General features: G+C 39.2%; 16 protein-coding genes. 8 read left to right on the top strand and 8 right to left on the bottom strand.

Annotation, left to right across the window (positions count from 1 at the left end):
- Positions 1-4 precede the first annotated feature (4 nt).
- Both gatA and gatB read left to right on the top strand, forming a co-directional pair.
- Complete coding sequence (gene gatA, locus AY606_RS00230; protein ID WP_067863024.1) at positions 5-1,483, top strand: Asp-tRNA(Asn)/Glu-tRNA(Gln) amidotransferase subunit GatA; 1,479 nt, start codon at positions 5-7, stop codon at positions 1,481-1,483.
- Positions 1,483-2,976: an Asp-tRNA(Asn)/Glu-tRNA(Gln) amidotransferase subunit GatB gene (gene gatB / locus AY606_RS00225; protein ID WP_067863021.1), complete on the top strand. Its 1,494-nt coding sequence runs from the start codon at positions 1,483-1,485 to the stop codon at positions 2,974-2,976. Before gatA ends, gatB begins: the two co-directional genes overlap by 1 nt.
- A 45-nt stretch (positions 2,977-3,021) precedes the next feature.
- On the opposite strand, the gene AY606_RS00220 is transcribed toward gatB, so the two are convergent.
- Complete coding sequence (locus AY606_RS00220) at positions 3,022-4,131, bottom strand: hypothetical protein (protein WP_067863019.1); 1,110 nt, start codon at positions 4,129-4,131, stop codon at positions 3,022-3,024.
- A 419-nt stretch (positions 4,132-4,550) separates the two neighbouring features.
- Between AY606_RS00220 and AY606_RS16435 the strand changes: the two genes are divergently transcribed.
- Entirely contained in the window at positions 4,551-4,850 is a 300-nt protein-coding gene (locus AY606_RS16435) for a hypothetical protein (RefSeq protein WP_249409191.1), read from the top strand.
- Positions 4,851-5,226: 376 nt separating this feature from the next.
- Here AY606_RS16435 and AY606_RS00210 read toward each other — a convergent pair whose 3' ends face one another.
- The 4 genes from AY606_RS00210 to sbmA form a co-directional block, all read right to left on the bottom strand.
- The gene (locus tag AY606_RS00210; RefSeq protein WP_067863016.1) at positions 5,227-5,748 is read right to left on the bottom strand and encodes a hypothetical protein; all 522 of its coding nucleotides are present in this window, start codon (positions 5,746-5,748) and stop codon (positions 5,227-5,229) included.
- A 252-nt stretch (positions 5,749-6,000) separates the two neighbouring features.
- The gene (locus AY606_RS00205; RefSeq protein WP_171255331.1) at positions 6,001-6,993 is read right to left on the bottom strand and encodes a hypothetical protein; all 993 of its coding nucleotides are present in this window, start codon (positions 6,991-6,993) and stop codon (positions 6,001-6,003) included.
- A gap of 394 nt (positions 6,994-7,387) precedes the next feature.
- The gene (locus tag AY606_RS00200) at positions 7,388-8,458 is read right to left on the bottom strand and encodes a DUF1176 domain-containing protein (RefSeq protein ID WP_067863011.1); all 1,071 of its coding nucleotides are present in this window, start codon (positions 8,456-8,458) and stop codon (positions 7,388-7,390) included.
- Between the two features lie 242 nt (positions 8,459-8,700).
- Positions 8,701-9,897 carry a peptide antibiotic transporter SbmA gene (gene sbmA / locus AY606_RS00195; RefSeq protein ID WP_067863008.1) on the bottom strand — a complete coding sequence of 399 codons (1,197 nt, stop codon included), beginning with the start codon at positions 9,895-9,897 and terminating at the stop codon, positions 8,701-8,703.
- A gap of 676 nt (positions 9,898-10,573) precedes the next feature.
- Here sbmA and AY606_RS00190 point away from each other — a divergent pair.
- A complete protein-coding gene (locus tag AY606_RS00190; protein WP_067863005.1) occupies positions 10,574-10,768 on the top strand; it encodes a hypothetical protein in 195 nt (64 codons plus the stop codon).
- Positions 10,769-11,286: 518 nt separating this feature from the next.
- Here AY606_RS00190 and AY606_RS00185 read toward each other — a convergent pair.
- Positions 11,287-12,099: a hypothetical protein gene (locus tag AY606_RS00185; RefSeq protein WP_067863001.1), complete on the bottom strand. Its 813-nt coding sequence runs from the start codon at positions 12,097-12,099 to the stop codon at positions 11,287-11,289.
- 171 nt (positions 12,100-12,270) lie between these two features.
- Between AY606_RS00185 and metG the strand changes: the two genes are divergently transcribed.
- The gene (gene metG, locus AY606_RS00180; protein WP_067862998.1) at positions 12,271-14,331 is read left to right on the top strand and encodes a methionine--tRNA ligase; all 2,061 of its coding nucleotides are present in this window, start codon (positions 12,271-12,273) and stop codon (positions 14,329-14,331) included.
- Between the two features lie 170 nt (positions 14,332-14,501).
- Here metG and AY606_RS00175 read toward each other — a convergent pair whose 3' ends face one another.
- Positions 14,502-16,382 (bottom strand): P-loop NTPase fold protein, encoded by a 1,881-nt coding sequence (locus AY606_RS00175; RefSeq protein ID WP_067862995.1) that lies wholly within the window; start codon positions 16,380-16,382, stop codon positions 14,502-14,504.
- A gap of 117 nt (positions 16,383-16,499) precedes the next feature.
- On the opposite strand from AY606_RS00175, the gene AY606_RS00170 reads away from it, so the two are divergent.
- Positions 16,500-17,471: an MBL fold metallo-hydrolase gene (locus tag AY606_RS00170; RefSeq protein ID WP_067864447.1), complete on the top strand. Its 972-nt coding sequence runs from the start codon at positions 16,500-16,502 to the stop codon at positions 17,469-17,471.
- 48 nt (positions 17,472-17,519) lie between these two features.
- On the opposite strand, the gene AY606_RS00165 is transcribed toward AY606_RS00170, so the two are convergent.
- The gene (locus tag AY606_RS00165) at positions 17,520-18,500 is read right to left on the bottom strand and encodes a diguanylate cyclase (RefSeq protein ID WP_067862992.1); all 981 of its coding nucleotides are present in this window, start codon (positions 18,498-18,500) and stop codon (positions 17,520-17,522) included.
- A gap of 674 nt (positions 18,501-19,174) precedes the next feature.
- On the opposite strand from AY606_RS00165, the gene AY606_RS00160 reads away from it, so the two are divergent.
- Positions 19,175-20,425 (top strand): exonuclease SbcCD subunit D C-terminal domain-containing protein, encoded by a 1,251-nt coding sequence (locus tag AY606_RS00160; RefSeq protein WP_067862989.1) that lies wholly within the window; start codon positions 19,175-19,177, stop codon positions 20,423-20,425.
- Positions 20,426-20,434: 9 nt separating this feature from the next.
- Positions 20,435-24,031 (top strand): AAA family ATPase, encoded by a 3,597-nt coding sequence (locus AY606_RS00155; protein ID WP_067862986.1) that lies wholly within the window; start codon positions 20,435-20,437, stop codon positions 24,029-24,031.
- The last annotated feature ends 10 nt before the right edge of the window (positions 24,032-24,041 follow it).

The raw sequence follows: 24,041 nt of genomic DNA, 5'->3' as shown, positions 1-24,041 counted from the left end.
TCTTATGACAGATTTACATCGCTTATCGATTCGTGAACTTTCTGAGGGTTTAGCTGGCTCTAAATTCTCGTCTCGTGAACTCACCGAACATTATTTAAAACGCATTGCAAAAATTGATGCTCAAGTACACAGTTATGTCACGGTTACGCCTGAACAAGCCTTAGCCCAAGCTGATGCGGCCGATGCTCTGCGTCAAGCAGGCAACGCAAATATACTGACAGGTGTACCCATTGCGCATAAAGATATTTTCTGTACCCAAGGCATTAAAACCACTGCCGGTTCTAAAATGCTGGACAACTTTATCTCTCCTTACGACGCCACCGTTGTAGCGAAAGGTAAAGTTGCAGGTTTGGTGACTTTAGGTAAGGTAAACATGGACGAATTCGCCATGGGTTCAACCTCCGAGTCATCTTACTTTGGCGCGACCAAAAACCCGTGGGCACTTGATCATGTTCCCGGGGGTTCTTCAGGTGGCTCTGCTGCAGCTGTGGTGGCTGACCTTGCACCGTTTGCAACAGGTACTGATACTGGTGGCTCAATTCGCCAACCTGCGTCATTCTGTGGTCTTACAGGCTTAAAACCGACTTATGGTCGTGTATCTCGTTTCGGTATGATTGCCTATGCATCATCACTAGATCAAGGCGGCCCCATGGCACGTTCGGCTGAAGACTGTGCCTATTTGATGAACGTGATGGCTGGTCACGATGCCAAAGATTCAACCTCGATGGATCAAGATGTTGATGATTACGTTGCGAATCTGAATGGTACGTCTGTAAAAGGTTTACGCATTGGTATTCCGAAACAATACTTCAACGTTGCCGGTTTAGATGCGGATGTGAAAGCATGTGTAGAAGAATCGTTGAAAAAACTGGAAGACATGGGCGCGACTCTGGTTGAGATTGACCTCAACATGACTGATGCTTATGTTCCAACCTATTACCTAATTGCACCTGCTGAAGCGTCGTCTAACTTACAACGCTTTGATGGTGTTCGTTACGGTTACCGCTGTGAAAATTCGGTGGATTTAACCGACTTGTACAAACGTTCACGTTCAGAAGGTTTTGGTCCGGAAGTTCAACGTCGTATTCTGATTGGTACTTACGCGCTTTCTGCCGGTTATTACGATGCGTACTATGTGAAAGCACAAAAAGTACGTCGTCTCATCCAGCAAGATTTCTTGAAAGCCTTTGAATCTGTTGACGTGATTGCTGCACCTTCAGCACCAACCACGGCGTATAAAATTGGTGCAAATCTGACACCCGTTGAAATGTACTTGGGCGACATCTACACCATCGCAGTGAACTTGGGAGGTTTGCCAGCCATCAATGCACCTGTAGGTTTTGACAAAGACCATTTACCTGTGGGTTTGCAGTTGATTGGTAATTACTGGTCAGAATCTCAATTGTTGTCTGTTGTGCATCAATATCAGCAAGCAACCGATTGGCATACAAAACGCGCTGCAGTTGCTGAGGGGAACGCATAATGACTCAAGCTCAAAACAATTCTACAAAAGCGGCTAAACCTAAGTCATTATTGATTGATGGCTGGGAAGTCGTTATTGGTATCGAGATTCACACTCAGCTTGCGACCAACTCAAAAATCTTCTCAGGTTCTTCTACTGTTTTTGGTAATGATCCAAATACACAGGCAAGCCTTGTAGACCTTGCAATGCCGGGCGTGTTGCCAGTACTCAACAAAGCAGTGGTTGATCTTGCGATTCGCTTTGGTTTGGGTATAGATGCTTACATCGACCAGGCTTCCGTATTTGCACGTAAAAACTATTTCTACCCTGACTCTCCAAAAGGCTACCAGATTAGCCAGATGGACAACCCGATTGTGGGCTTGGGTCATGTGGATATTCAGCTTGAAGATGGCACGATTAAACGTATTGGCGTAACGCGTGCGCACCTTGAGGAAGATGCAGGCAAATCGATTCATGACCAGTTTGAAGGCATGTCAGGTATCGACTTGAACCGTGCAGGTACGCCACTTCTAGAAATCGTTTCCGAACCGGATATGCGTTCGGTTGAAGAAGCGGTTGCTTATATTAAATCAATTCACACGTTGGTGCGTTGGTTGGGTATTTCTGACGGTAACATGGCGGAAGGTTCATTCCGCTGTGACTGCAACGTGTCGTTACGTCGTCCGGGCAATGAATTTGGTACGCGTTGTGAACTGAAAAACCTCAACTCATTCCGTTTCATTGAACAAGCGATTAACGTTGAAATTGAACGTCAAATGGATATTTTGGAAGATGGCGGCAAGATCGACCAAGAAACACGTTTGTTCGATCCGGTGAAAATGGAAACGCGTTCAATGCGTTCGAAAGAAGAAGCGAACGATTACCGCTACTTCCCTGATCCAGACTTGTTGCCTGTAATCATTTCTGATGAGCAAATTGAAGTAGCACGTGCTGCGTTGCCTGAGTTACCGAAAACACGTCGTGCACGTTTCATCGCGGACTTTGGCGTGACTGAATATGATGCTCACGTACTCACGCTTTCTCGTGAACTTGCAGACTTTTACGAAGTTGTCGTTGCTTCCGCTGGCGGTGCTGCACAAGGTAAAGTATCGGCAAACTGGGTAATGGGCGAATTCTCGGCTGCCTTAAACAAAGCAGGCCTAGATTTGGCCGATTCTCCTGTAACTGCGGAAAAACTTGGCGGTATGGTCGCACGTATTGTGGACAACACAATCAGCGGCAAAATCGCGAAACAAGTGTTCGGCTTTATGTGGGAAGAAGGCAAAACTGCAGACGAAATTATTGCGGAAAAAGGCTTGAAACAGGAAACTGATACGGGCGCAATTGAAGCGATTATTAAGGAAGTGCTTGCTGCAAACGAGAAGATGGTTGAAGAATACAAGTCTGGTAAAGAGAAAGCCTTTAACGGTCTTGTAGGTCAAGTGATGAAAGCGTCACGTGGTAAAGCCAACCCTGCGCAAGTAAATGAATTAATGAAAAAATTGATTGGTTGATTTGATTAATTTTGGAATAGAAAACCCGCTTTAGAGCGGGTTTTCTTATTTTATTAGCTTATTTAGTTTCTTATTCAAGACATCATCTAAAAACAGAGTAGGATGCCAACTTTCAGTAGTTTTTTTGAATATCTCTCTTTCAAAAATAATGCTAGTTAATAACCCTGATAATGGATCAGCCACCCCAACCAATGTTGCTGTTGCAAACTTAATGGCATCCCAATTGACCTTATCAAAAATATTTTGCTTGTTGATCACGTCATAAAATATTTCATTGTCAGATCTCAAAGGTTCTAAAAACCACTCTCTAAACTTCCGCGTATTTAAATCATCTCTTATTTCCAGAACCTGTTTAATATTTAATAAACCTAACCTATATAACTCGTATATATCAGGGATACCCTTCTCTTCTGTGAGAGACTCAAATTTTTCTAATTTCGATGCCCTTTCATCTGTAAATAACGACGTAATAGCATTCCCTTGCAAATACTCTCGTGCAAAACCATCTACAAGATGTGTACTTAAATCAAAACGTTTTTTTTGTTGAAAACTATTAAATATCTCATAGACTCTTAATATACGTAATGTGTCTTGATAGTCTAAGTTTTTAATATTTTTTTGCTCTAATTCATTAATAATTTTTATTGTTGAATTATAAAACTTTTCATCTACGTCTTCTAAATTTATATAAGCATCTTGAAAAGTATTAACAACTTTTCCCTTAAATACAGATTTAAGTCCACTATCTTTATAGTTTATATCTAACCAATCTAATTTTCTAATATAGCACGTTGATTCAATCTCATACCAAGGCATCAATAGTAGATGCTTTTTACTACGATGAGCAGTTACGCTAGGCTCATATTTATCATAAAAAATCTTAACTATTCCTTGTTCAAGAAGTTCTAGACCATCAAGCCATCCAATTATTTCAACAAGTTTTATGAAATCCTTGTCTGAGATATAAATTTTTTCATAAAGAATTAAGCTTAAAAATAGCTTTTGTAACGTATTCTCCATGAGAATCTTATAATCCTGTCGATTCACATAGCCCAAATACTTAAATGAACTTATATCTTGTGTACTGTCACCTACAGGAGTTAACACTCCCAATTTAGAGGGGAAATTAGACAAAATTATTTCACTATAATTCATTGAATTTTATAATCTCTTTTAATTTTAGCTTATTTTATAATAATACTTTTTAAATACAATCCATCTCATAACTTGACATAAAAATAACCTGACCACCAAAAAATTATCTTCAATCGCTAAACTTGAAGACCTAGGACGTATTCAACTGTCAAAGTCTTTCTTTATGCGCGACTTTTGAATCCCCTAAATTCCCCTTTTCCAAAGGGGGGGACTCGTCACGTAATCCATTGGATACGCGTGGTGCTCTCTCCTTTTTTAAAGGAGAGAGCTAGGGAGAGGATTATTATTTGAATTTCATCATTTTAAACATACAATCAACTCAAATACTTCACACCAAAAACAATATGACCATCAAAAAAATATCCTCTATCGTAAAACTCGAAGACTTAGGACGCATTCAGCTTTCCAAGTCCTTTTTTATGCGCGACTTCCTCTATAGCGAAATTGCCAATTGGTACGGTGTACCCAACTTTCCCGATCATCCTGATATTGCGATTCGCACAGGTACAGAACTCTGCCAACAACTACTTGAACCATTGCAAGACAAGTTTGGAGGCATTGCCATTAGATCTGCTTATCGTTCATCAAACGTGAATCAACTCGGCAATGAAAAGGGACATAACTGTGCCAGTAACGAGAAAAACTACGCGAGTCACATTATTATCCTGATACCAAAGGCTATGGTGCAACAGCGTGTATTGTTATTCCATCATTTTTAGAACTATATGAGAAAGATCCGGCGAATTGGCAACAACTGGCGTATTGGATTCATAACAATTTAAATTATAGCCACCTGCAATTTTTCCCAAAACTATGCGCTTTTAATATTGGTTGGCACGAACAGCCTGCACGGGAAATTTATAGTTATATTCAACCGAAAGGCTATTTGCTGCGAGGCGAAGCGGTGAATGAAGAATTTGAAAAGTTCTATCTGGATTTGGTTTAATTTTCTCTTTTTTAAATCTTTCCCTCATCCCCCGCCTTCTCCCAGTGGGAGAAGGAGCTTTCATTACAAATCAAATGCTGTTTTAAAATTAATATTGAAAGTTTCCTCTCCTTTTAGGAGAGGGTTAGGGAGAGGTGTTTTTAATAGAATTACTTTCTAATTGTCCCCAACTTATTCCATATATCAGGCGTCAAAAATGTCATCACCAACTTATTCAAGTCGACATAACGCAGCACACCTTTAAGCTGACTTTTCACTTCAGGGTTTTCCAAAATTTCCTCACCCGTAATTTTTCCAAGCTCCTGAAAACTATCCCCTACCGCTTGCACTCCTTCAGCAGCGATCACAGCTTTGGTCTGACTCGAGCATTGCTCCACCAAGATACGCTGTAAAACGGTCGCTAGACTTTTATCCAGTTGCTCTTTCTGAACATCAGTCACATTGCTATAGGCTTTCAAGTCAGGATGTGTAGACAACGCCACAAAGGTCCATTGCAATACTGTCTTTTTATCAGTTGCAGTAGTCGATTTCACCAGACAATTACTTAATTGATCGACCGTTGGACCTGCTGTCGCCAACTGTGCGGAACCCAACAATGCAACTGCCATCAAAGCGGAGAAACCTATACGTGACATGCTATGACGAGCAGAGCTTAGAACTTTGTGAGACATCAGGCGAACTCCAGTGAAAAATTATTCTCTTTGTATCATAAGGCTGAGGGTTTTACCTGTTATGACTCTGTAAACTGGACTCACTGAAAATTAAATTAAAGCCTAAAAATGATGGGTTCTATTCACGTAAAATATTAAATTCAATAAAATGGAATTTATCTGGGCGATGGTTTAGAAATCTACCTCTATCCCATCCTTGGCATCATCCAACTTAGGAAGAGTCTTTTAAAACTCCAATTTAGTGACATCAAATTACTTGACCTGCCTCAACATATTCTTCGCACCAGCATGATTATAATTATTAGCCAAATTCTGCAAAATTTTGACAGCCTGGCCATTAGAATTAGAAAAACGACTGCTATAACTTGGCACACTGGTTAAGCAGCGTGCGACCAGCATTCCGGATTCCGTATAAACTTTAGTTCCTTCCGTTCCCTGTAACTTGCCGTAGCTATAAGCACGTTGCGCATTATTACAGGCAGTAACCTGATTGGTACCTTTATTTAAGTCCCGACGTGCTGCAACATAATATTTTAGTTGCTGCTGTTGTGGTGTTTCCGCAACTTGTATCGACTGTTTTACTGGCAATTCAGGTGTAGATTTGGTTTCCTTTTTAGTTTCCACTTCTTTTTTAAGCTCAACTTCTTTCTGAGTCACCGCTTTACTCGTTGTGTTTTTAGCAGCTTGATTATTTACAGTGGTTTTTTTTACGGCAGAATTATTTGAAGAATTGGCACTAGAATAAAACCTTTGAGCATCTAAAGCCGTCATTATTTTAGTCTGCAGCGCGACCATACGGGCTTCACTACCATCATCCAACTTGCGTTCAGTCACAGGTTCAATAGATACAATCCAGCTTTGTCCATCACTTTGCATACACTTATAGGCACCTATGCCTTGCTTGACACTGCTATAGCTGGATAACTGTTTTTTATCCCATTGATTTTTTACCAAGTTCATTGAACTTTTATATAAAAGAGAGAATTTTCCGCCCTTGGTAGAACAATAACTATTTAAATGTTTTCTTGGATATAACGATTGTACTTCTTTATTACTTTGCTTTGCTCCCCAATAATAGACATATTCTTTCGCCCGACCGTTGGCAGCATTCATATTTTTTTGAACAATCATTTCCTGTGGGGAAGCAAAATTCTCAGCTGAATTCGAGCTAAAACTGTTCAGACTTGTACAGCCATGTAAAGCGATGCCCGCTCCCCCCATCAAGATTAATGTTCTAAAATTCACGTATCAATTCTCAATTATGCCGTATCAATGAAAATATATTAAAAGCCCCAAAATAACAAACTCATAACTTTGATTTAATTATTGATTTTACTGAATTGTTTTTTGAATTTCTTGTTCAAAACTGACTAAAAACTGCCAAGTCATAAATGCTTCTCGCTTAAAATTTGAACTGCACAACAATTAAATCGCATTTTTAAAATTTATAATGGGTTTAGAGAAATTGACCATCGTAGCTTTTTGACAATTTTAATTCCTCACTGATGAAGTTTTATCTTTTTTATCACAACAATTTTTTTATTTTCTTCAACCTATATCTAACTGATTACTTTTCAATAATCGCCTCATCAGCAACCGGTGCTTCAACTGAATATATTCTTTCTATTTACTATATGAATCACTTTACCACAGCTTCAATCAACTCTAAATCCCAAATTCCACTTGGAAAGCCTTTACACATGCCTGTCGTGCGATCCAGCGTTTTGACAAAAGCTTGACCGTTCCAGATCCATTGGCTCATTGCCCAGCAATCTCCAAGACCACGACCTTTTTGCGCACTGCGGATTTCACCTGCTGCAAAGTCTGAGGCAAATTCAGTCACAAAGGTCGCCTTGCCTTTTAAAGATTCATCCAGCACCCAGGCACCATAGCCTTCATTATAGGCACCACGCCAGCAGAGTGTTGTTGCCAGAACTTTATGATCGGTGAGTTTATAAAGGTCTATGACTTGGGGTTTTGCAACCGTTTCTTCATCAATACCCTCACAGAATATATGCGCATCTTGAAGCGCTGGTTGGGCAGCCATAAGAAGTGTATGTACGGCTTGGTACTGTTCGGTATTCGGCTGCAGGGTTAAATAGGGTTTTGCCGCTGTGTTAACCTTTTTAACCAACGGTTTGGGTTGTGCAGCTAGAACTTTTGATTCATTTGCCGATCCTTTTTTTACCAATGCGCCGACTGTACCCGTATGCTTCTGGAAATCATCCATTTTCAATAAAGTTGCAGTCATGCCCGCATCTGAAACCTGCCAGCTGTAATGGTTATTTTTAAACACGATTTTTAGGTTTTTCTGGGCGTACTGTAATAGTCCATTGATTTGCTGGGCATTCAGCGTTCCCATTAAAGGTTGATCTGAGAAATTTAATTGGACTGCACCAAAATCTTTGCCATTTAAATAAAGGTGAATATTGTTTATTTTTTTGCGCTCTAAATTTTGACCATCACTGGATAAGGCAAACTTCCCTTGAACTGCATGTTTTGCACCCGCTTGACGCGTCAACAATATCGAGGCCAGCATTGTCTGCGCACTATCAGGTTGATAACCGGCCGCTCGACATGTGCCGGTATTGCTACAATGCACTTCCCAATCCAGATAAGAAAAAGACCGGCCTTGAATTTCTTGGGCCACCGTGAAGGGACTCAGCGCAGTTAAACAAATGAGAGACATCAAACTGTAGAAAACTTTCATCTTTTCTTATCCCAGCCTTTTTTATCAATATACATCTGTTACTCACCAATTAAAATGGGTTCTAACAACATCCTAATGAAGACTTCCCGTATTGCTTAATTATTTCAAAATGCTTTTATTTCTCCCTTTCAAGCAGCTAACCAAGCGAACTCATCTGCCTAATCTACGGAGCCGATTTAAAAAATCAAAAAGCAAAAAGCCCGCGTCATGCGGGCTCTTATTTCAACTCAAATTACTTATGCTTACTTATGCAATGTCGCCTCGAATGCTCTTAGACGTTTATAGATTGATAGCAGTTCAATAATGGTTGGCCATGACTCAATCAAATACTGGAATGATTCACGTACCTTGCCGAATACATTGGCAATCTGCATCATTAAACCTAAGGTAATCGTCCCTGCGGCAATACTCGGGAATAACACAAATAAACCGTACAGATTATCCAGTTGCATATACCAGATCCGTACCATATTAAAATAGGCATAGTGGAAATATAAACGGAAATAGTTAAAACGAACCCTGCTAAATAATTCTTTTAAGGTCAGCGGATCGGCACGATCAGCATAATCTTCACCATAGACCAGTTCTTTACGGTATGCAGCTTCCACCTTCTGATTGTTAAATTCCAAACCCGGCAATTTATAACCCACCACCATCAGCACCACAGTACCAAAGACTGCCCAGCTAATGGCTGCCCAGACCAGTGCATACGGAATTTCGCCAATCACTGGCAATTGCTTCACATGCGATGACAACTGCAATAACACAGGTAAAAATGCCATTAAAGTCATCAAGGCTTGAATGAAACTCACCCCCAGACTTTCCGTAGTTTTGGCAAAGCGCATGGTATCTTCCTGAATACGCTGTGAAGCCCCTTCAATATGACGTAGCTGTTCCCAATGAGCTGTGTAATAGTCATTCATTGCAGTACGCCAGCGAAAAATGTAATGACTGACAAAGAACAGGTTAAATACTGCAATGGTGACGTAAACCATGGCAACATATAAGAAGGTCATGGTTTCACTGTAAAGTAAATTGACATCTCCCCCGCCACTACCGAGCATTTTCTGAATCAAGTCGTAAAATGGGCTGTACCAGGCATTCACCACGACATTGACCTGTACTGAAAACCAGATATTAAACAAAATAAAGGCAGAACCCCAGACTGACCATCCTTGCCAAGGATTGCTGGATTTAAACCGCCAGAACAGGGCAAAAATAACTGTCGAAACCAGGAACCACAGATAAAACCATAAAAATGAAGGTGTCCAGAAACGACTCACGCCAATAGGCAATTCAGCCTCATGATAACCTTGTGCAAAACCTAAAAATGTTCCCCAACCACTTCCACCTGAATACCACAAAGCCACATTGATTAGAAACCAAAGCACCAACGACAAAAAGAACCACTTCGGGTTCGGAAAAAAAGATTTAAACATTGCGTATGGATATTCCTTTTATTTTTTAATGTACAACTTAAGCCATCCACTCAAACCAAACCGATTTTTAGCCCCATGGATGGATCCGCCATTATTCTAGTATTTTCATCTTTGTAGCAACTTCTTCACTGTTTGTGAAATGTTTTTTCGCGTGAATCATGTTCAACTACCCGATATTCCAATAAACGATGTGTAGTTTTAAATTAAGCTAACGATAAGGTTTTCATCATTTCTACTCATCATAGATACAAAGCTCAAAGAAGATAAGCTTTATTTTCTCAGGATAAAATTTTTAGAGATGTGCATCACAGACATGCTTAAACCACAGTCAAGCAATGTGCTCTCATCTCTCTTGAAACCCTAAAGCAGATGAGAACATACCAAAACCATGAATCCTATGACTCAATAGGCTAGTACTCATAAATTAAAACAATATTAAAAAATCAGCCAATGAGCGAATGGATTTTCCTTTATTTGAAAGAAAATAAGTTATAAAAAATGACACAATCAAATTATAAAATTCAACACATCAGCAACTTTCTATTTATTGTGTATATCACATAAAAATTCCATCTGATTTTTTTGATTTAATTCTCAATGCTGATAAAATTGGTTAAATATCTATCAAATTATGCTAGTATTTTATTAGGTTATTGAAAACGATCAGGGAAGTAAAATGGACAATTCAGTCATCGAATTATTAAAACCAGTCATTTTAAAAAAAGAAAATTGCAATCCTTTGGTTTTTGAGCAAGGCACTATCTTAAAAGTCGTCATGCACACACCTACCGGTCTGCTTGTATCTGATGATTCAAACTTTAATTTTACCGTTTCTTTAAATGATGAAAATAAAGTCTGGCGTGAACTATAAGATTCAATCCAAACTTTCCCAGCGTAAAAGGCTGTACTGTATAATCTAAGCTTGAGTGCAACTCCCCCATCTCAAGCTTAAGATCATACTCTTTTCAATTTATTATAATAAGTTCGATCTATTCTGGTGTGGTTATTTTCAAACGCACCAGAGCAATTCCTCTACTCAATTCATGCTTTTATTTTTAAGTTACTATCTTGCAGCGATTCAAAACTGCCAAGCTAATTACGCTCTCTATTTCATTCATTCGAAGAAAAATTTGAATTTATCCGCCCTGTTTATAGATCCCACTGCTCGTTCAATAAATAAAGATCCGCTTCATCATTCATTCAATATTTATTGTTCTTTTCATGCCTTTTATACTAAAAAATAGAATGGATTAAGCGTTACTTTAACAAAGCTTAGCTTTAGATAAATACACCACCTGTATTTGGATGGTATATTTTCCAGGATCATTTCAGAGCTTCACTAAAGTAAATTTCAAATCAACAGAATTTAATTTAATGATGCTTATTTTATTACTTTCTAAGTGTGCTCATAAAACTCACGACTGAAAACAGCCAAATAAACAATATAAAACTGCGTTCTTTATTAAAATGACTGACATCGGTGCCATGCAAAATATTATGGCGGGTCATGGTCACGGTAGAACTGCTATCCATTTTATAGGCTGCCAATTCTGCAAAATAAACATTCATTTCACAGGCAATTTTCGCTTTATGCCACAAGCTCTTTATTTCATGCCCTTTTAAACCCGGAACAATTTTATAAACATCGACAAATTTGGTCTGGTTCTGTTTTAAGAAACCACGTTCAATCAGGACATCGGTCAATAGACCTTCCAGTTGCGCATACAAAAGCGGGATACAGCCTGCAAAACACTGCATTTCATATAGTTTAAACGCTTCTTCAATCACCAGACGGCGCTGTGCTTTATTTTCCGCATCAATCTCTAAAGCATCAAAGGCTTGAAGCAGTTCTGCCTGAAAATAATCGGTATTGATTACCTCTAAAAGATTGAAGCTTGCCACATCATTTTCATGTTGATTGACCAAGCTCCAGATATGAATCAGGTTTAAGGCATCATTGGCAAATTTTGCGTCGACTGGCTGATCCAGATCATCGGCAAGTACATCAAAATAAGCTTCAACTTGAGCATGCTGACGTAATGTTTGCATTAAATGTGTATGTTCACCCGCAGACATTGCCTGAAGATATTGCTCGGCATTTTGCAAAATACCTTTCCCGAGTTTGTTTTGAGCATTCTGATTTTGTGGAATTCGGGTCACTGCTCGTTCGAAATCATCTAAATCAAAATCATCATCAATCATGGGTTTGCTACTCATTCACATCTATATAGCAGGCTATTATCGCTGTTCTTGATGGGCGAATATATAAAAATCTACTTTTGAAAAGAATTCAGCTAATCCCTTGTGCATCTGGCATGCAACTAAGGTAAAATCGTTCACCTTGCATAATAGACGAATGAGAGAGTCATATCCGTGCGTAATATCCTAGTCACTAACGCCCTTCCATACGCCAATGGTCCAATCCATATGGGTCACTTACTCGGTTATATCCAAGCAGATATTTGGGTTCGTGCCATGCGTGCAATGGGCCATGACGTGACTTATGTCTGCGCGGATGATGCTCACGGTACAGCCATCATGCTTCGTGCTGAAGCGAACGGTATTTCGCCAGAAGCGCAAATTGCCAATGTGCAAAAAGAGCATATCCGTGACTTTGATGGGTTCGGTGTTCATTTCGATCACTACGACTCGACCAACAGCGAAGAAAATAAAAATCGCTCGTCCGAGATTTATCTTAAAAACCGTGAAGCAGGCAATATCGTAGTTCGTCCAGTCAAACAGTTATTCGACCCTGAAAAAGGCATGTTCCTGTCAGATCGTTTTATTAAAGGTACCTGCCCGAAATGTAAAGCGGAAGATCAATACGGCGACTCATGTGAAGTTTGCGGCGCAACCTATAATGCAACAGAATTGCTGGATGCAAAATCAACGTTAAGTGGTGCTGCACCTGTTGAGAAATCATCAGATCATTACTTCTTTAAACTGCCAAACTTTGCTGAATACCTGCAAAAATGGACCCGTGATCAAGGTCGCCTACCCGTTTCTATTGCCAACAAGTTGGATGAATGGTTTGAAGCAGGTTTAAATGACTGGGATATCTCTCGTGATGCACCGTATTTCGGTTTTGAAATTCCAGATGCGCCCAACAAATACTTCTACGTTTGGGTCGATGCGCCAATTGGTTATATGTCGAGTTTTGAGAACTACATCAAAACCAAACGTCCTGAATTGAACTTCAATGATTACTGGAAAAAAGACTCTGAAAATGAGGTCTATCACTTTATTGGTAAAGACATTGTTTATTTCCACGCGCTGTTCTGGCCTGCGATGCTTGAAGGTGCGAACTACCGTACGCCATCTGGCTTGTTTGTGAACGGTTTCCTGACTGTAAATGGTCAGAAAATGTCGAAATCTCGTGGTACGTTTATTAAAGCGGAAACCTATTTAGAGCATTTAAACCCTGAATATTTACGTTATTACTTTGCCTCTAAACTTTCAGATAAAGTTGAAGATTCCGACTTGAACCTTGATGACTTCGTGCAAAAAGTGAATTCTGACTTGGTCGGTAAAGTGGTCAATATTGCCAGCCGTTGTGCAAAATTCATCAACACCAAGTTTGACAATAAATTATCAAATCAATGTGCTGAGCCTGAATTAGTACAAAGCTTTATTGATGCAGGCGCGTCAATTGCTGCTCAATATGAAGCACGTGAATTCTCTGCTGCGATTCGTGAAATCATGGCACTTGCAGATAAAGCTAACCAGTACATTGACGAGAAAAAACCTTGGGCGCTTGCGAAGCAGGAAGGTCAGGAACAACAAGTGCATGATGTATGTTCTGTCGGGATCAACTTGTTCCGTCAATTGGCAGTTTACCTTGCACCTGTGTTGCCGAATTTGGCTCAGCAAGTTCAAGACTTCTTGCAACTTGAAAGCTTCAACTTCGAATCTCGTAAAGACATCTTGGTTAGTCATGAAATTGCCTTGTTCCAACCTTTAATGCAACGTGTTGACCCGAAAGCTGTTGCAGCAATGGTCGATGCATCTAAGGATTCTTTAGCTGCCCCTGCCGAAGCACCAAAAGTTGAAAAGAAAAAAGAGAAGAAAACTGCTCCTGCAAAAGTTGAACAGAAAGTTGGCGAAGCTGAAATCATCACGATTGATGACTTTGTAAAAGTAGACTTACGTGTAGCGGAAGTATTAGAAGCTGCCACTGTGGAAGGTTCGGACAAACTGCTTCAATTGACGTTAAATGTCGGTGAAGCTGAGCCACGTAATGTATTTAGTGGTATCCGTGAGTTCTACCAACCAGAAGACCTTAAAGGCAAACTGGTGGTGATGGTGGCAAACCTTGCACCACGTAAAATGCGTTTTGGTATTTCAAACGGTATGGTATTAGCAGCGGGTAATGGCGAAGGCGTTTGGGTGATTTCACCTGAATCTGGTGCTAAACCGGGTGATAAAGTGTCTTAAGATTTAAAGCCTAAGATAAGAAAAGCCTCTACTGATGTAGGGGCTTTTTTATTGCTGCTTTTTATTCCCTCATCCCAACCTTCTCCCAAAGGGAGAAGGACTATCTATTACTAAAAATATATTGAGACATTCCCTCTCCTTTTAGGAGAGGGTTAGGGAGAGTTGTAATTTTAACCCTTATATGCCTTTTGTTTTGTTTCTAATAAAGAGGGCAATATATTCAAATTAATCTTAGCTTTTAATAATTTACTAGCAGATGGAAGTATTTGATGTTCGATATGTCCAATTAACTCATCAAACCATTTCTGTTCGTCTAGATACATTTTGGCAATACTCTGAGAAGTATATCTATTATTAAGTGCAGAAAGTACTCTCTTTGTATTTTCATATGGTATTTCACATAAACAAACAGCAAAATTTTGTGCATCTATCTCTTTTAAGATAGGGAGGTCATAGTAATAATTTTCAGTGCTATTTGTTAAATTTATCCTATGATAAAAAAGATAACCATCGTCTTTCATTAATTCAAATAAAGCCATTGCTCTTTCTTTATTTTTTTCCTGATATTTATCCTCATAAGATTGGATGACAACGTTCATAAACCTCTCGAACTGTTTAATCCCTGTAGCATAAAAACCAAATTGCCCAGCATGCTCTCTAAAACCAAAATCGTTAATTTTCTTTATTCGTTCATTGACATTAAATAATGACTTTAACTGTTGTACAGCATGAGGAAGTAATGGATCTATTTCAAAATGTATCAATGAATGCTCTCTAAAGTAAATCAACATACTTACGCTATGTAAAACATCAGTAGTATTTTGTAGTTGATATTTTTCAATGCTTTCTTTTACTGACTTAACCAATTCCTCAAACTCACTTTCTTCCAAATCAAAGAATTTCATAAGCCTGAACCAAATAGGTCTTTCTTCTCGTAGGCGAAAATATTTCTCATATAATTCTGAATTTATTTTAACTTTGTCGATAATGTTTTGATTTAAGATTTCATTCCATCGATCAACTGATAAAATAAAATCATTCAGTGAACAAGAGTATTTATTCATAAATTCTTCTGAATCTTTACTATCAATTCCACGACAAATGTTTAAAATTGAATCAGCACTATTAACTTCAGATTTATTTGTTAATTGTTTATTTTTTTTAAAGTTTAAAACTTCTCCATCAAAACGTCCCTTTTTACTTTCCAAAGATAAAATCAAAAATGATTTTAAAATTTTTTCAAAAATTTCATTATCAAAAACTCCATCTCTTTCAAAAAAATCTTTACAATAAAACCTTTCAAAAGCAAAAATTGTCTGTTTTAACGACCTTAAATTTTGATAACCGACTTGATTAAATGTAGCTATAATCATTAGCTTAAACGAAAAAATTTTCTCTCGTAACTCTGGATCGTCGATTTCATTAAGAATACATTGAATTGCTAAATCCTGATCTTCTGTATAGCTAAACGTTGCGCCTATAAGTTTTTCCTTTTTCTTTGAATATTCTTCATTTTCTTTAATCTCATATTCGTTAGAGATAATTAAAGTCTTAATCTTTTCTTGTTCTACAAAATAATTTATATAACCTAAAACTTCTTCTTTTTTTAATTCACAACGCTCTAAATCATCAAAGACAAGAATGAACTTACTCGTTATTTTCAAAAAATCAGGTAGCTCAATATTTGGTATAGAAGCATTTAATTGTCCATCAGGTTTAGAATCACCATCCCAATCAAATCGAAATGCTGCCTTAAGAGCACCTTTAGCGACCTTTCCTAAAAGTTTTGCGCCTTTACTTGCTAGCTTAGGATGGATACATCTAAAAATTTCATCATCAATATCTGATGTTTTGGACAGTCCATTTAGGCTAATATAAGCAACTTTCTTATCTTTACTTTCTTGCTTTTCTATATATTTTTTAATAAACCAAGTTTTACCACTCCCCCATGCCCCGTTCAAAAGAACAGCGTATTGAAAATCTTTTTTACCATCAAAGTAGTAGGCTAAATAGTCTTCGATATGCTTGTTTGGCTCTGAAATGTAGTTCAATACAGCTTCTCTCTATGAGCAATTCTGAATATGATTTAATCATTTCATTAGACCTCAATGATAAAAATTGCACAATATGTTAAAAATAGTTATCACTTTAAACTTAATAAGATTCCTATGAAAAACCTAAAACCATTCTTCATTGCCCTTAGCCTTATCACTGCAAATATCAGCAACGTACAAGCAGCAGCCCCCCAAACCATAGCCCAACAAAAACAGGTCGCTGGCTTTTATCAGCATCAATTGGGCAATGTACAAATCACCGCCCTTCTTGATGGTACAAACTACCTTAATCCATCGATGTTTAAAGGCATTCCAGCAACAGAAGTAACGAAAACTCTAAAGAAATATTATGCCGACCAGGCTAAAGGCGTGCAAACCTCGGTCAATGCTTTTCTGGTCAATACAGGGTCATCTCTGGTTTTGGTGGATAGTGGCTCATCCAGCTGTAACGGGCCAGATTTTGGTTCAGTGGTAAAGAATCTGAAAGCTGCCGGCTATCAGCCTGAACAGGTAGACACTGTTTTACTGACTCATTTACATCCGGATCATGTCTGTGGCATCAGTGATAAAGGTAGCGCTAGCTTTCCAAATGCCACGGTCTATGTCGCTGATACAGAAGCAAACTATTGGCTAAATCCCAAACAGGTATCGAAGTTACCACAAGATAAACAAGCCCGATTCAAACAAACTGTAGAGAAAATTCAGCAAGCTATTCAGCCCTACCAAGACACAAAACACTTTAAGACCTTTAAGTTAGGCGAAAAAATTAAAGGTTTTGACGTGATCAGTACAACAGGTCATACACCGGGACATTTTAGTTTTGCATTCAAGTCTGGTAATGAAGAAATCGTATTTATCGGTGATATTGTGCATTCACATAGCATTCAGTTTGATCATCCTGAAACTGCGATTGATTTTGATACTGACCCGAAAAAAGCTGTGCAAACACGTTTGGCACAGTTTTCACGTTTAGCTAAAAATGGACAGACTATCGCTGCACCCCATTTACCATTCCCGGGCATTGGACATATTTACTCTAAAGACGGCAAGAGTTATCAGTGGATTCCGGTGCATTTTAAAGATTGATTAAAAAAACTCCCTTCAATAGAAGGGAGTTTCGTATTTATCTGCATTTCAATTATCTGCTGAACTTAAAATAGAATTTGACACTTCATCGGCAATGAAGCGTTTCCGTCCGCTCTGTTTGGCTTTGAATAAATTTTGATCCACCAGATTCAAGAAGTGTATTTTGTCATTCTTGTCTGTGGGAATAATACATTTCACTCCAAGACTTAAGCTGACATTTTCCGAAATGGGTGATGCCCGATGCGGCAGATTTGCCTGATCAATCATGTGAAGTATCTTTGTCGCAACTTGCATTGCATCCTCTAAAGGGGTTTCTGGCAATACAATCGCAAATTCTTCTCCACCATAACGCGCCACCAAATCACGTGGACGTACACAGCAACTTTCCAACATCTGCGCAATCTGCTTAATACAGGCATCGCCAATAATGTGTCCATTAAAGTCATTGTATTGCTTGAAAAAGTCAATATCGATCATAATCACTGAGAGCGGCTTTTGCTCACGGATTGCGTTGTACCATTCACGCGAATAAAAATCATCAAATAGACGGCGGTTTGCAATTTCGGTTAAACCATCCTTATAGGAAAATTCTTCCAGCTTGCGATGTAAGGCGGTTAGTTCTTCTTCCTTTTTCTTACGGTCAGAAATATCAAACATAAAGCCGACTAAACTTTCAACTTCACCATTTTGCTTGCGTATCACATGCACCACATCCCGAATCCAGCAATATCCACCCGTAGCTTTCAATGCTCGATAATCCGCCTCATGATCTATACCTGCAATAGATTGTGATACGCAAAAATTTAGTACATGATCACGATCATCCCGATGCATACGGTCTGCCCAATCCTGCACCGACTTCCAGGAATCCTGTTTCCAGCCCAGTAACTTTTCAATTTGCGGGCCAATATAACTAAACTGTTTTGTTGCCCAGTCTATACTCCAGGGTATAGCTAAAGTTGACTCTAATAATGTTTTATAAAACATGTCATTCGATAATTGATGCTCATCAAACGAATTATTCGGCATAGTTGTGCTCTAATCTGGATGCAAGCGCAATTCAATGAGGCCATATAAACGGGCGATCGAAGTGAATTTCAATTTGCTCTCTATTCAACACCTACTCTAGTAGGCCCCCAAAATATAAATACTTTTTTGCAGACTTATTATTTTCCAAAGCTTAATCTGCTTAATTCTTATACAATATTTCCCAAGGAAGAAACACATTATTCCGACAATTTGATTAATTTTTAAAGCAATCAACAAGCATTCATGTCACGAAGATATCAGCTCGATTTTTGTGCAATATTTCAAACAATATTCTGAACTAGATCATTCATAACATGCTCTATTTTAAAATCCAGCTTTCACATTCAGCCGCAGACATCGGCTTTTACCGGTCTGTCATAGTCAAAAACTTTGATGCAGTTTCGGACAAGATTCTTAGCTCGGATATTTAAATGGCTTTTCCCAAATTGACTATCCCAGAATGTTAATGGCAGGGATATTTTCTCGGCTTAAATCAAATCATATCAAGACACCTTTGCTCTGGTTAATGCAGATAAAAATACCAAATAAAAAAAGCCTGAAATTTTAATCAATTAACATGACTATAGCGATTTTAGCTGCTATGAATTGCAGAGCACCCCCCATGATTTATGGTAATTTATAGCCTTATCATAATTTTGTGATTTGGGGCGTTCATGGCTGTTCATTTTTTTCATACATCAGATTGGCATTTGGGACAATTTTTTTACAACCATTCACGCCAATATGAACATGAACAGTTTCTAAGCTGGTTGCTCGAACAAGTTAAACAAAAACAACCCAATGCATTACTGATTGCAGGCGATATTTTTGATGTCATCAATCCTGCATCAAGTGCCCAGAAACAGCTTTACCAGTTTTTAGCAGATGCTCATGCACTTGCCCCGCATATGCAAACCCTGATGATTGCAGGTAATCATGATTCAGGTTACCGCATTGAACAGGTCGAACCTTTACTGGAAAAATACAATGCCAGAACGGTGGGCGTGGTGCGCTGGAAGGATGACAAAACTTTAGATCTCGATCGTTTATTACTGCCAATTTATGACGTAGATAAAAATATTGTGGCGTGGTGTTTAACTCTGCCCTTTTTACGTGCTGCTGAAATTACCGGTTTCAATGAGCACACCAGCAATAGTCAAACGGCGATTGCCTATTTGCACCAGCAACTGATTAGCGAAGCCAAAAAACGCAAGACCGATGACCAAGCGCTAATTTTAATGTCGCATGCGCATATGCAAGGTGGCGAAACTTCCGACTCGGAACGCCCGATTATTATTGGCAATGAAGAAGCGCTTTCAACAGCGTTATTTGATGATGTGATTGATTATGTAGCGCTTGGACATTTGCATAAACCACAAAAAGTTCAGCATCCGCATATTCGCTATAGCGGCTCCCCGATTCCACTTTCCTTCAGTGAAATTAACTACAAACATCAAGTGGTTGAAGTCAAAATCGAACCTTCAAAAGCGGCTGAAACTGCTTTTCAATTTGAAGCCCTGCCTATTCCTCGCAGTATTCAATTGCACCGGATTCGAGGTGAACTGACTGAGGTGTTTGCACAGCTTAAAGTGCTGGCCAGTGGCGAGATTACCAATATTGACCAACGTGAATATATCGATATTGAATATCATACCGACACACCTCCACTGCCCAATTTAAGACAACAGTTTGAAGATGCCTTGCCAAAAGACCGTTATCGACTGGTGAAAATTTCACGTCAGTATAAAAATCTTGAAATACAAAATAATGCTACAAAAATTCAGCTCGAACCGCCAACGCCAGAAAAACTGTTTGAACAAATTTGGCAGAATAAAGGTTATGTGCAGGATGATGCCGTGTTAAAAGATTTTCAAACGCTGGTTCAGGAAGCGCATCATTCACTTGAAAATAAAAACACGATTTAAGGATGTGCCATGAAAATTTTATCTATACGTATAAAAAATCTGGCATCTCTTGCTGGCGAACACTTTATTGATTTTGAAAGTGAACCTTTGGCCAGTGCCGGCTTAATTGCGATTATTGGCAAAACCGGTGCAGGCAAATCCACGATTTTAGATGCCATGTGTCTGGCACTGTTTAACCAGGTGCCGCGTCTTAAAGGCAGTGATGGCAAACTGGTCGATGTGGATGGTTCAGAATTACTGACCAACTCCCCTTTAACCGTGCTGCGCCGTGGTACCGGACATGGTTTTGCCGAACTGGTCTTTGTGGCACAGGATCAGAAACATTATCTGGCGCGTTGGGAAATTAAACGTGCGCGGGAAAGTGCCACAGGTAAATTACAGAGTGTACAACGCCATTTAAAATGTTTAACTGATGGTGTGGTGATTGCAGATAAAGCCAAAGCAGTCGATGCCAGTATTCTCAAAATCACCCAACTCAGTTTTGAGCAATTTACCCGTGCAGTTTTACTGGCTCAATCTGAAGTCACTGCATTTTTAAAAGCTCGGGATAATGAACGTGGTGCTTTACTTGAATATTTAACCAACTCCAATATTTTTGCCAAAATTGGAGAGATTGCATTTCGTAAAACGGCAGATATTGAAAAAGAACGTAAAAAAATCGAAGAAGTTTTGGGTCATATTGAGATTATTTCGGAGCAAGATCTGGCTGAGTTAAAACAGCAACATCATCAAACCCAACAACAGCTGACTCAACTTGAGCAAGAAAAAACCCGTCTTGAACTCCAACAGCAATGGTTTGAACATAAACATAAACTGCAACAAGACATCATCCTTAAACAGCAGCATTTTGATGCACAGCAGCTGAGTCATCAACAGCTGTCAAAAGAACGTGAACAGCTACAACGCTTAGAGGTATTTTCCAGTATCCGCCCTGTGGTCTTTCAGCAACAACACAGCATTCAAGCACAGCAACAACTTGCCCCGAAAATCTTACACTCTGAACAGCAGTTTTCAGTTCTTGAGGCACAATTTGAAGCCGAAAAAAAGATTTATCTAGAGGCTGAAACTGACCTAAAAATCACCCAGCAATTTGAACAACAACACGACCATGCCTTACAACAGGTTCGTCAGTGCATTCTGGAACGGGAATTTATTGCGCAAGACTTTCGTAAAGCCAATACCAAACTGGATGAACTTAAACTTCAAAAGCTGCCTTTAGAACAACAACTCAACGCAAGCTTGCAACTGGCTCAACAGCTTGAACACAACCAAGCTACTATTACGCAACAACTGCAACAGAGCCAACAATTTTTAACTCTAGACCAAGGTTTAGATGTTCATCTCGGACAATTACAACGCTTTATTCAACACTATCAAAATATTGAAAATAGTTTAGGCAATCTTGCGACGGCTCAACAGAATTTTGTATTGCAAAAACAAAAGTTTGAACAGCATATTTCACAGTTTGGAAATATTGCGGCATTAGAACAACAGTTAGCAGCAATCCGTCAGCAACGTGAACAGCAACAGGCACAACTGAATCAGTTCAGTTTGATCGAGCAACGACTTGCGCAGTGGTTTACAGATAATTATGAAAAAACAACTGCTCAATCACAATTAGATACGTCAACCATCAACTTGCAACAACTGCAACATCAGGTTCAACAGGCAGAACAAGATTATCAAGCGGCTAAATTAGAGCGTGAAAAACTGCAACAATTTTTGCAACAGCAACGCTTATTGCATACTGAAAATATTGAACAGCTGCGTGACAGCTTGCAATCAGGTGAAGCGTGTCTGGTCTGTGGCAGTACCCATCATCCTTATAAAGCAGATCAAAGCGTTATTTCTAAAACCCTGTTTAATTTACAACAGCAACAAGAGCATCAAGCGATTGAACTTGAGCAGTCGACATTTAAAATATGGCAAGATCAGCAACTGCATTTGACTCAATTACAAACTGAATATACCCAAACTGAAACGACGATTCTCCAATTAACAATAAAACTTAAAGCGACAAAAGATGCATTAGAGTCACTGTTTAAAGTTGCTGCATTACAGCTTGATATGGAGCAGCCGCAGCAATGTTTAAATGAAGAATTTTTGACGGCCCAAACACAGCTCAAACTGAGTTTAGAGCAGGCTGAACAGCAGATTTCAAATTTGCTTCAAGCCGCTAAAGATCAGCAGTCATTATCTCATCAGATTCAGGAACAACAGCATTTACTTGAATCTGCTCAGACTTTGCAAACTCAAGTGAATGATGTTTTCTCTTGCCTAAATGCAGCCCAACAACAAGCCTGGCAACAGAACACCGTTCATACGGCGCAGCAAATTCAACAGGATTTGCAGCAACGCTTTAAACAACTGCAGCACTTGCAACGGCTCGATACAGATCTAAGCGCACAACAACAGGGACTGCAAAAAGTACAGTCCGATCTTGGCTATCTGTTAAAGCAGCTTGAGGAGACGCAACAAGCCGTCAATGAACTCTCGGACAAAGGCCGGCAGAACAGTAAAATTGCCTGTTCGCTTATTTTTGAGATGACTGGCACACAGCAAGATAAGCCGAATGATTGGCTCAAAGCCCATGATCAAAAACGTCAGCAGCAGCAAACCACTTATACTCAATTGAAACAACAGTTTGAACAATTACGTCAAAATTTTGAAACGCAGAAAAATCAGTTAAACCAGCTTAAAGTCCAGCAACAACAGCATATAGAGGCCAAAGAAAAATCGGATACTGAAATTCAGCAATGGTTGACGCTGCATCCTGATTTTGAAGCGGATCAGTTAAGCCAGTTACTCCTAATTGATAGCACTCAAGAACATCAGATTCGTCAGCAACTCCAGCAAGCCGAACGGATGCTCAATGAATCATCCTCTGCTTTAAAAACCATGCATGGACAATTGAATGAACATTTAAAATTACAGCCTGACTGTGATTTCGTAGCATTACAACAGCGCTTGGAGCAACATCTTGGCTTATTAAAAAATCAGCGTGATGCTTATGACCAGTTAAATTTAAAGCTCGAAGTGCATCAGCAAAATGTGCACAAACTGCAAAAATATGCCGATCAGATTCAAAGCATTCAACAACAGGAACATCGCTGGGGCAAAATTTCAGGCTTGATTGGTGATTCCAAAGGCAAAGATTTCCGTGATTATGCACAGCAATACAATCTCGACATTCTGGTGGAACATGCCAATCAGCAACTTGCCATGTTATCGCAGCGTTATACCCTCAAGCGTTTAGATCACTCGTTAAGCCTCGCGATTGTCGATCACGATATGGATGGAGAAACCCGTTCAGTTTCTTCCCTCTCTGGCGGTGAATCCTTCCTGACTGCTCTGGCTTTATCTTTGGCAATTGCCAATATGGCTTCCGGTTCGATGAAAATTGAATCGCTGTTTATTGATGAAGGTTTTGGGACTTTAGATGCATCTTCTTTATATATGGTGATGAATGCCTTGGATCAGTTGCAAAGCCAAGGGCGAAAAGTAGTGCTGATCTCGCATATTCAAGAAATGCACGAACGTATTCCGGTACAGATTCAGGTCAAGCCTTTGGGTGCCGGTGCAAGTACCATTCAGGTGGTGGGTTAATTCAAAATCA

The sequence above is a fragment of the Acinetobacter sp. SFB genome, from assembly GCF_001647545.1.
GTDB lineage: Bacteria > Pseudomonadota > Gammaproteobacteria > Pseudomonadales > Moraxellaceae > Acinetobacter.
This window is presented reverse-complemented; position numbering and strand designations above follow the sequence as displayed.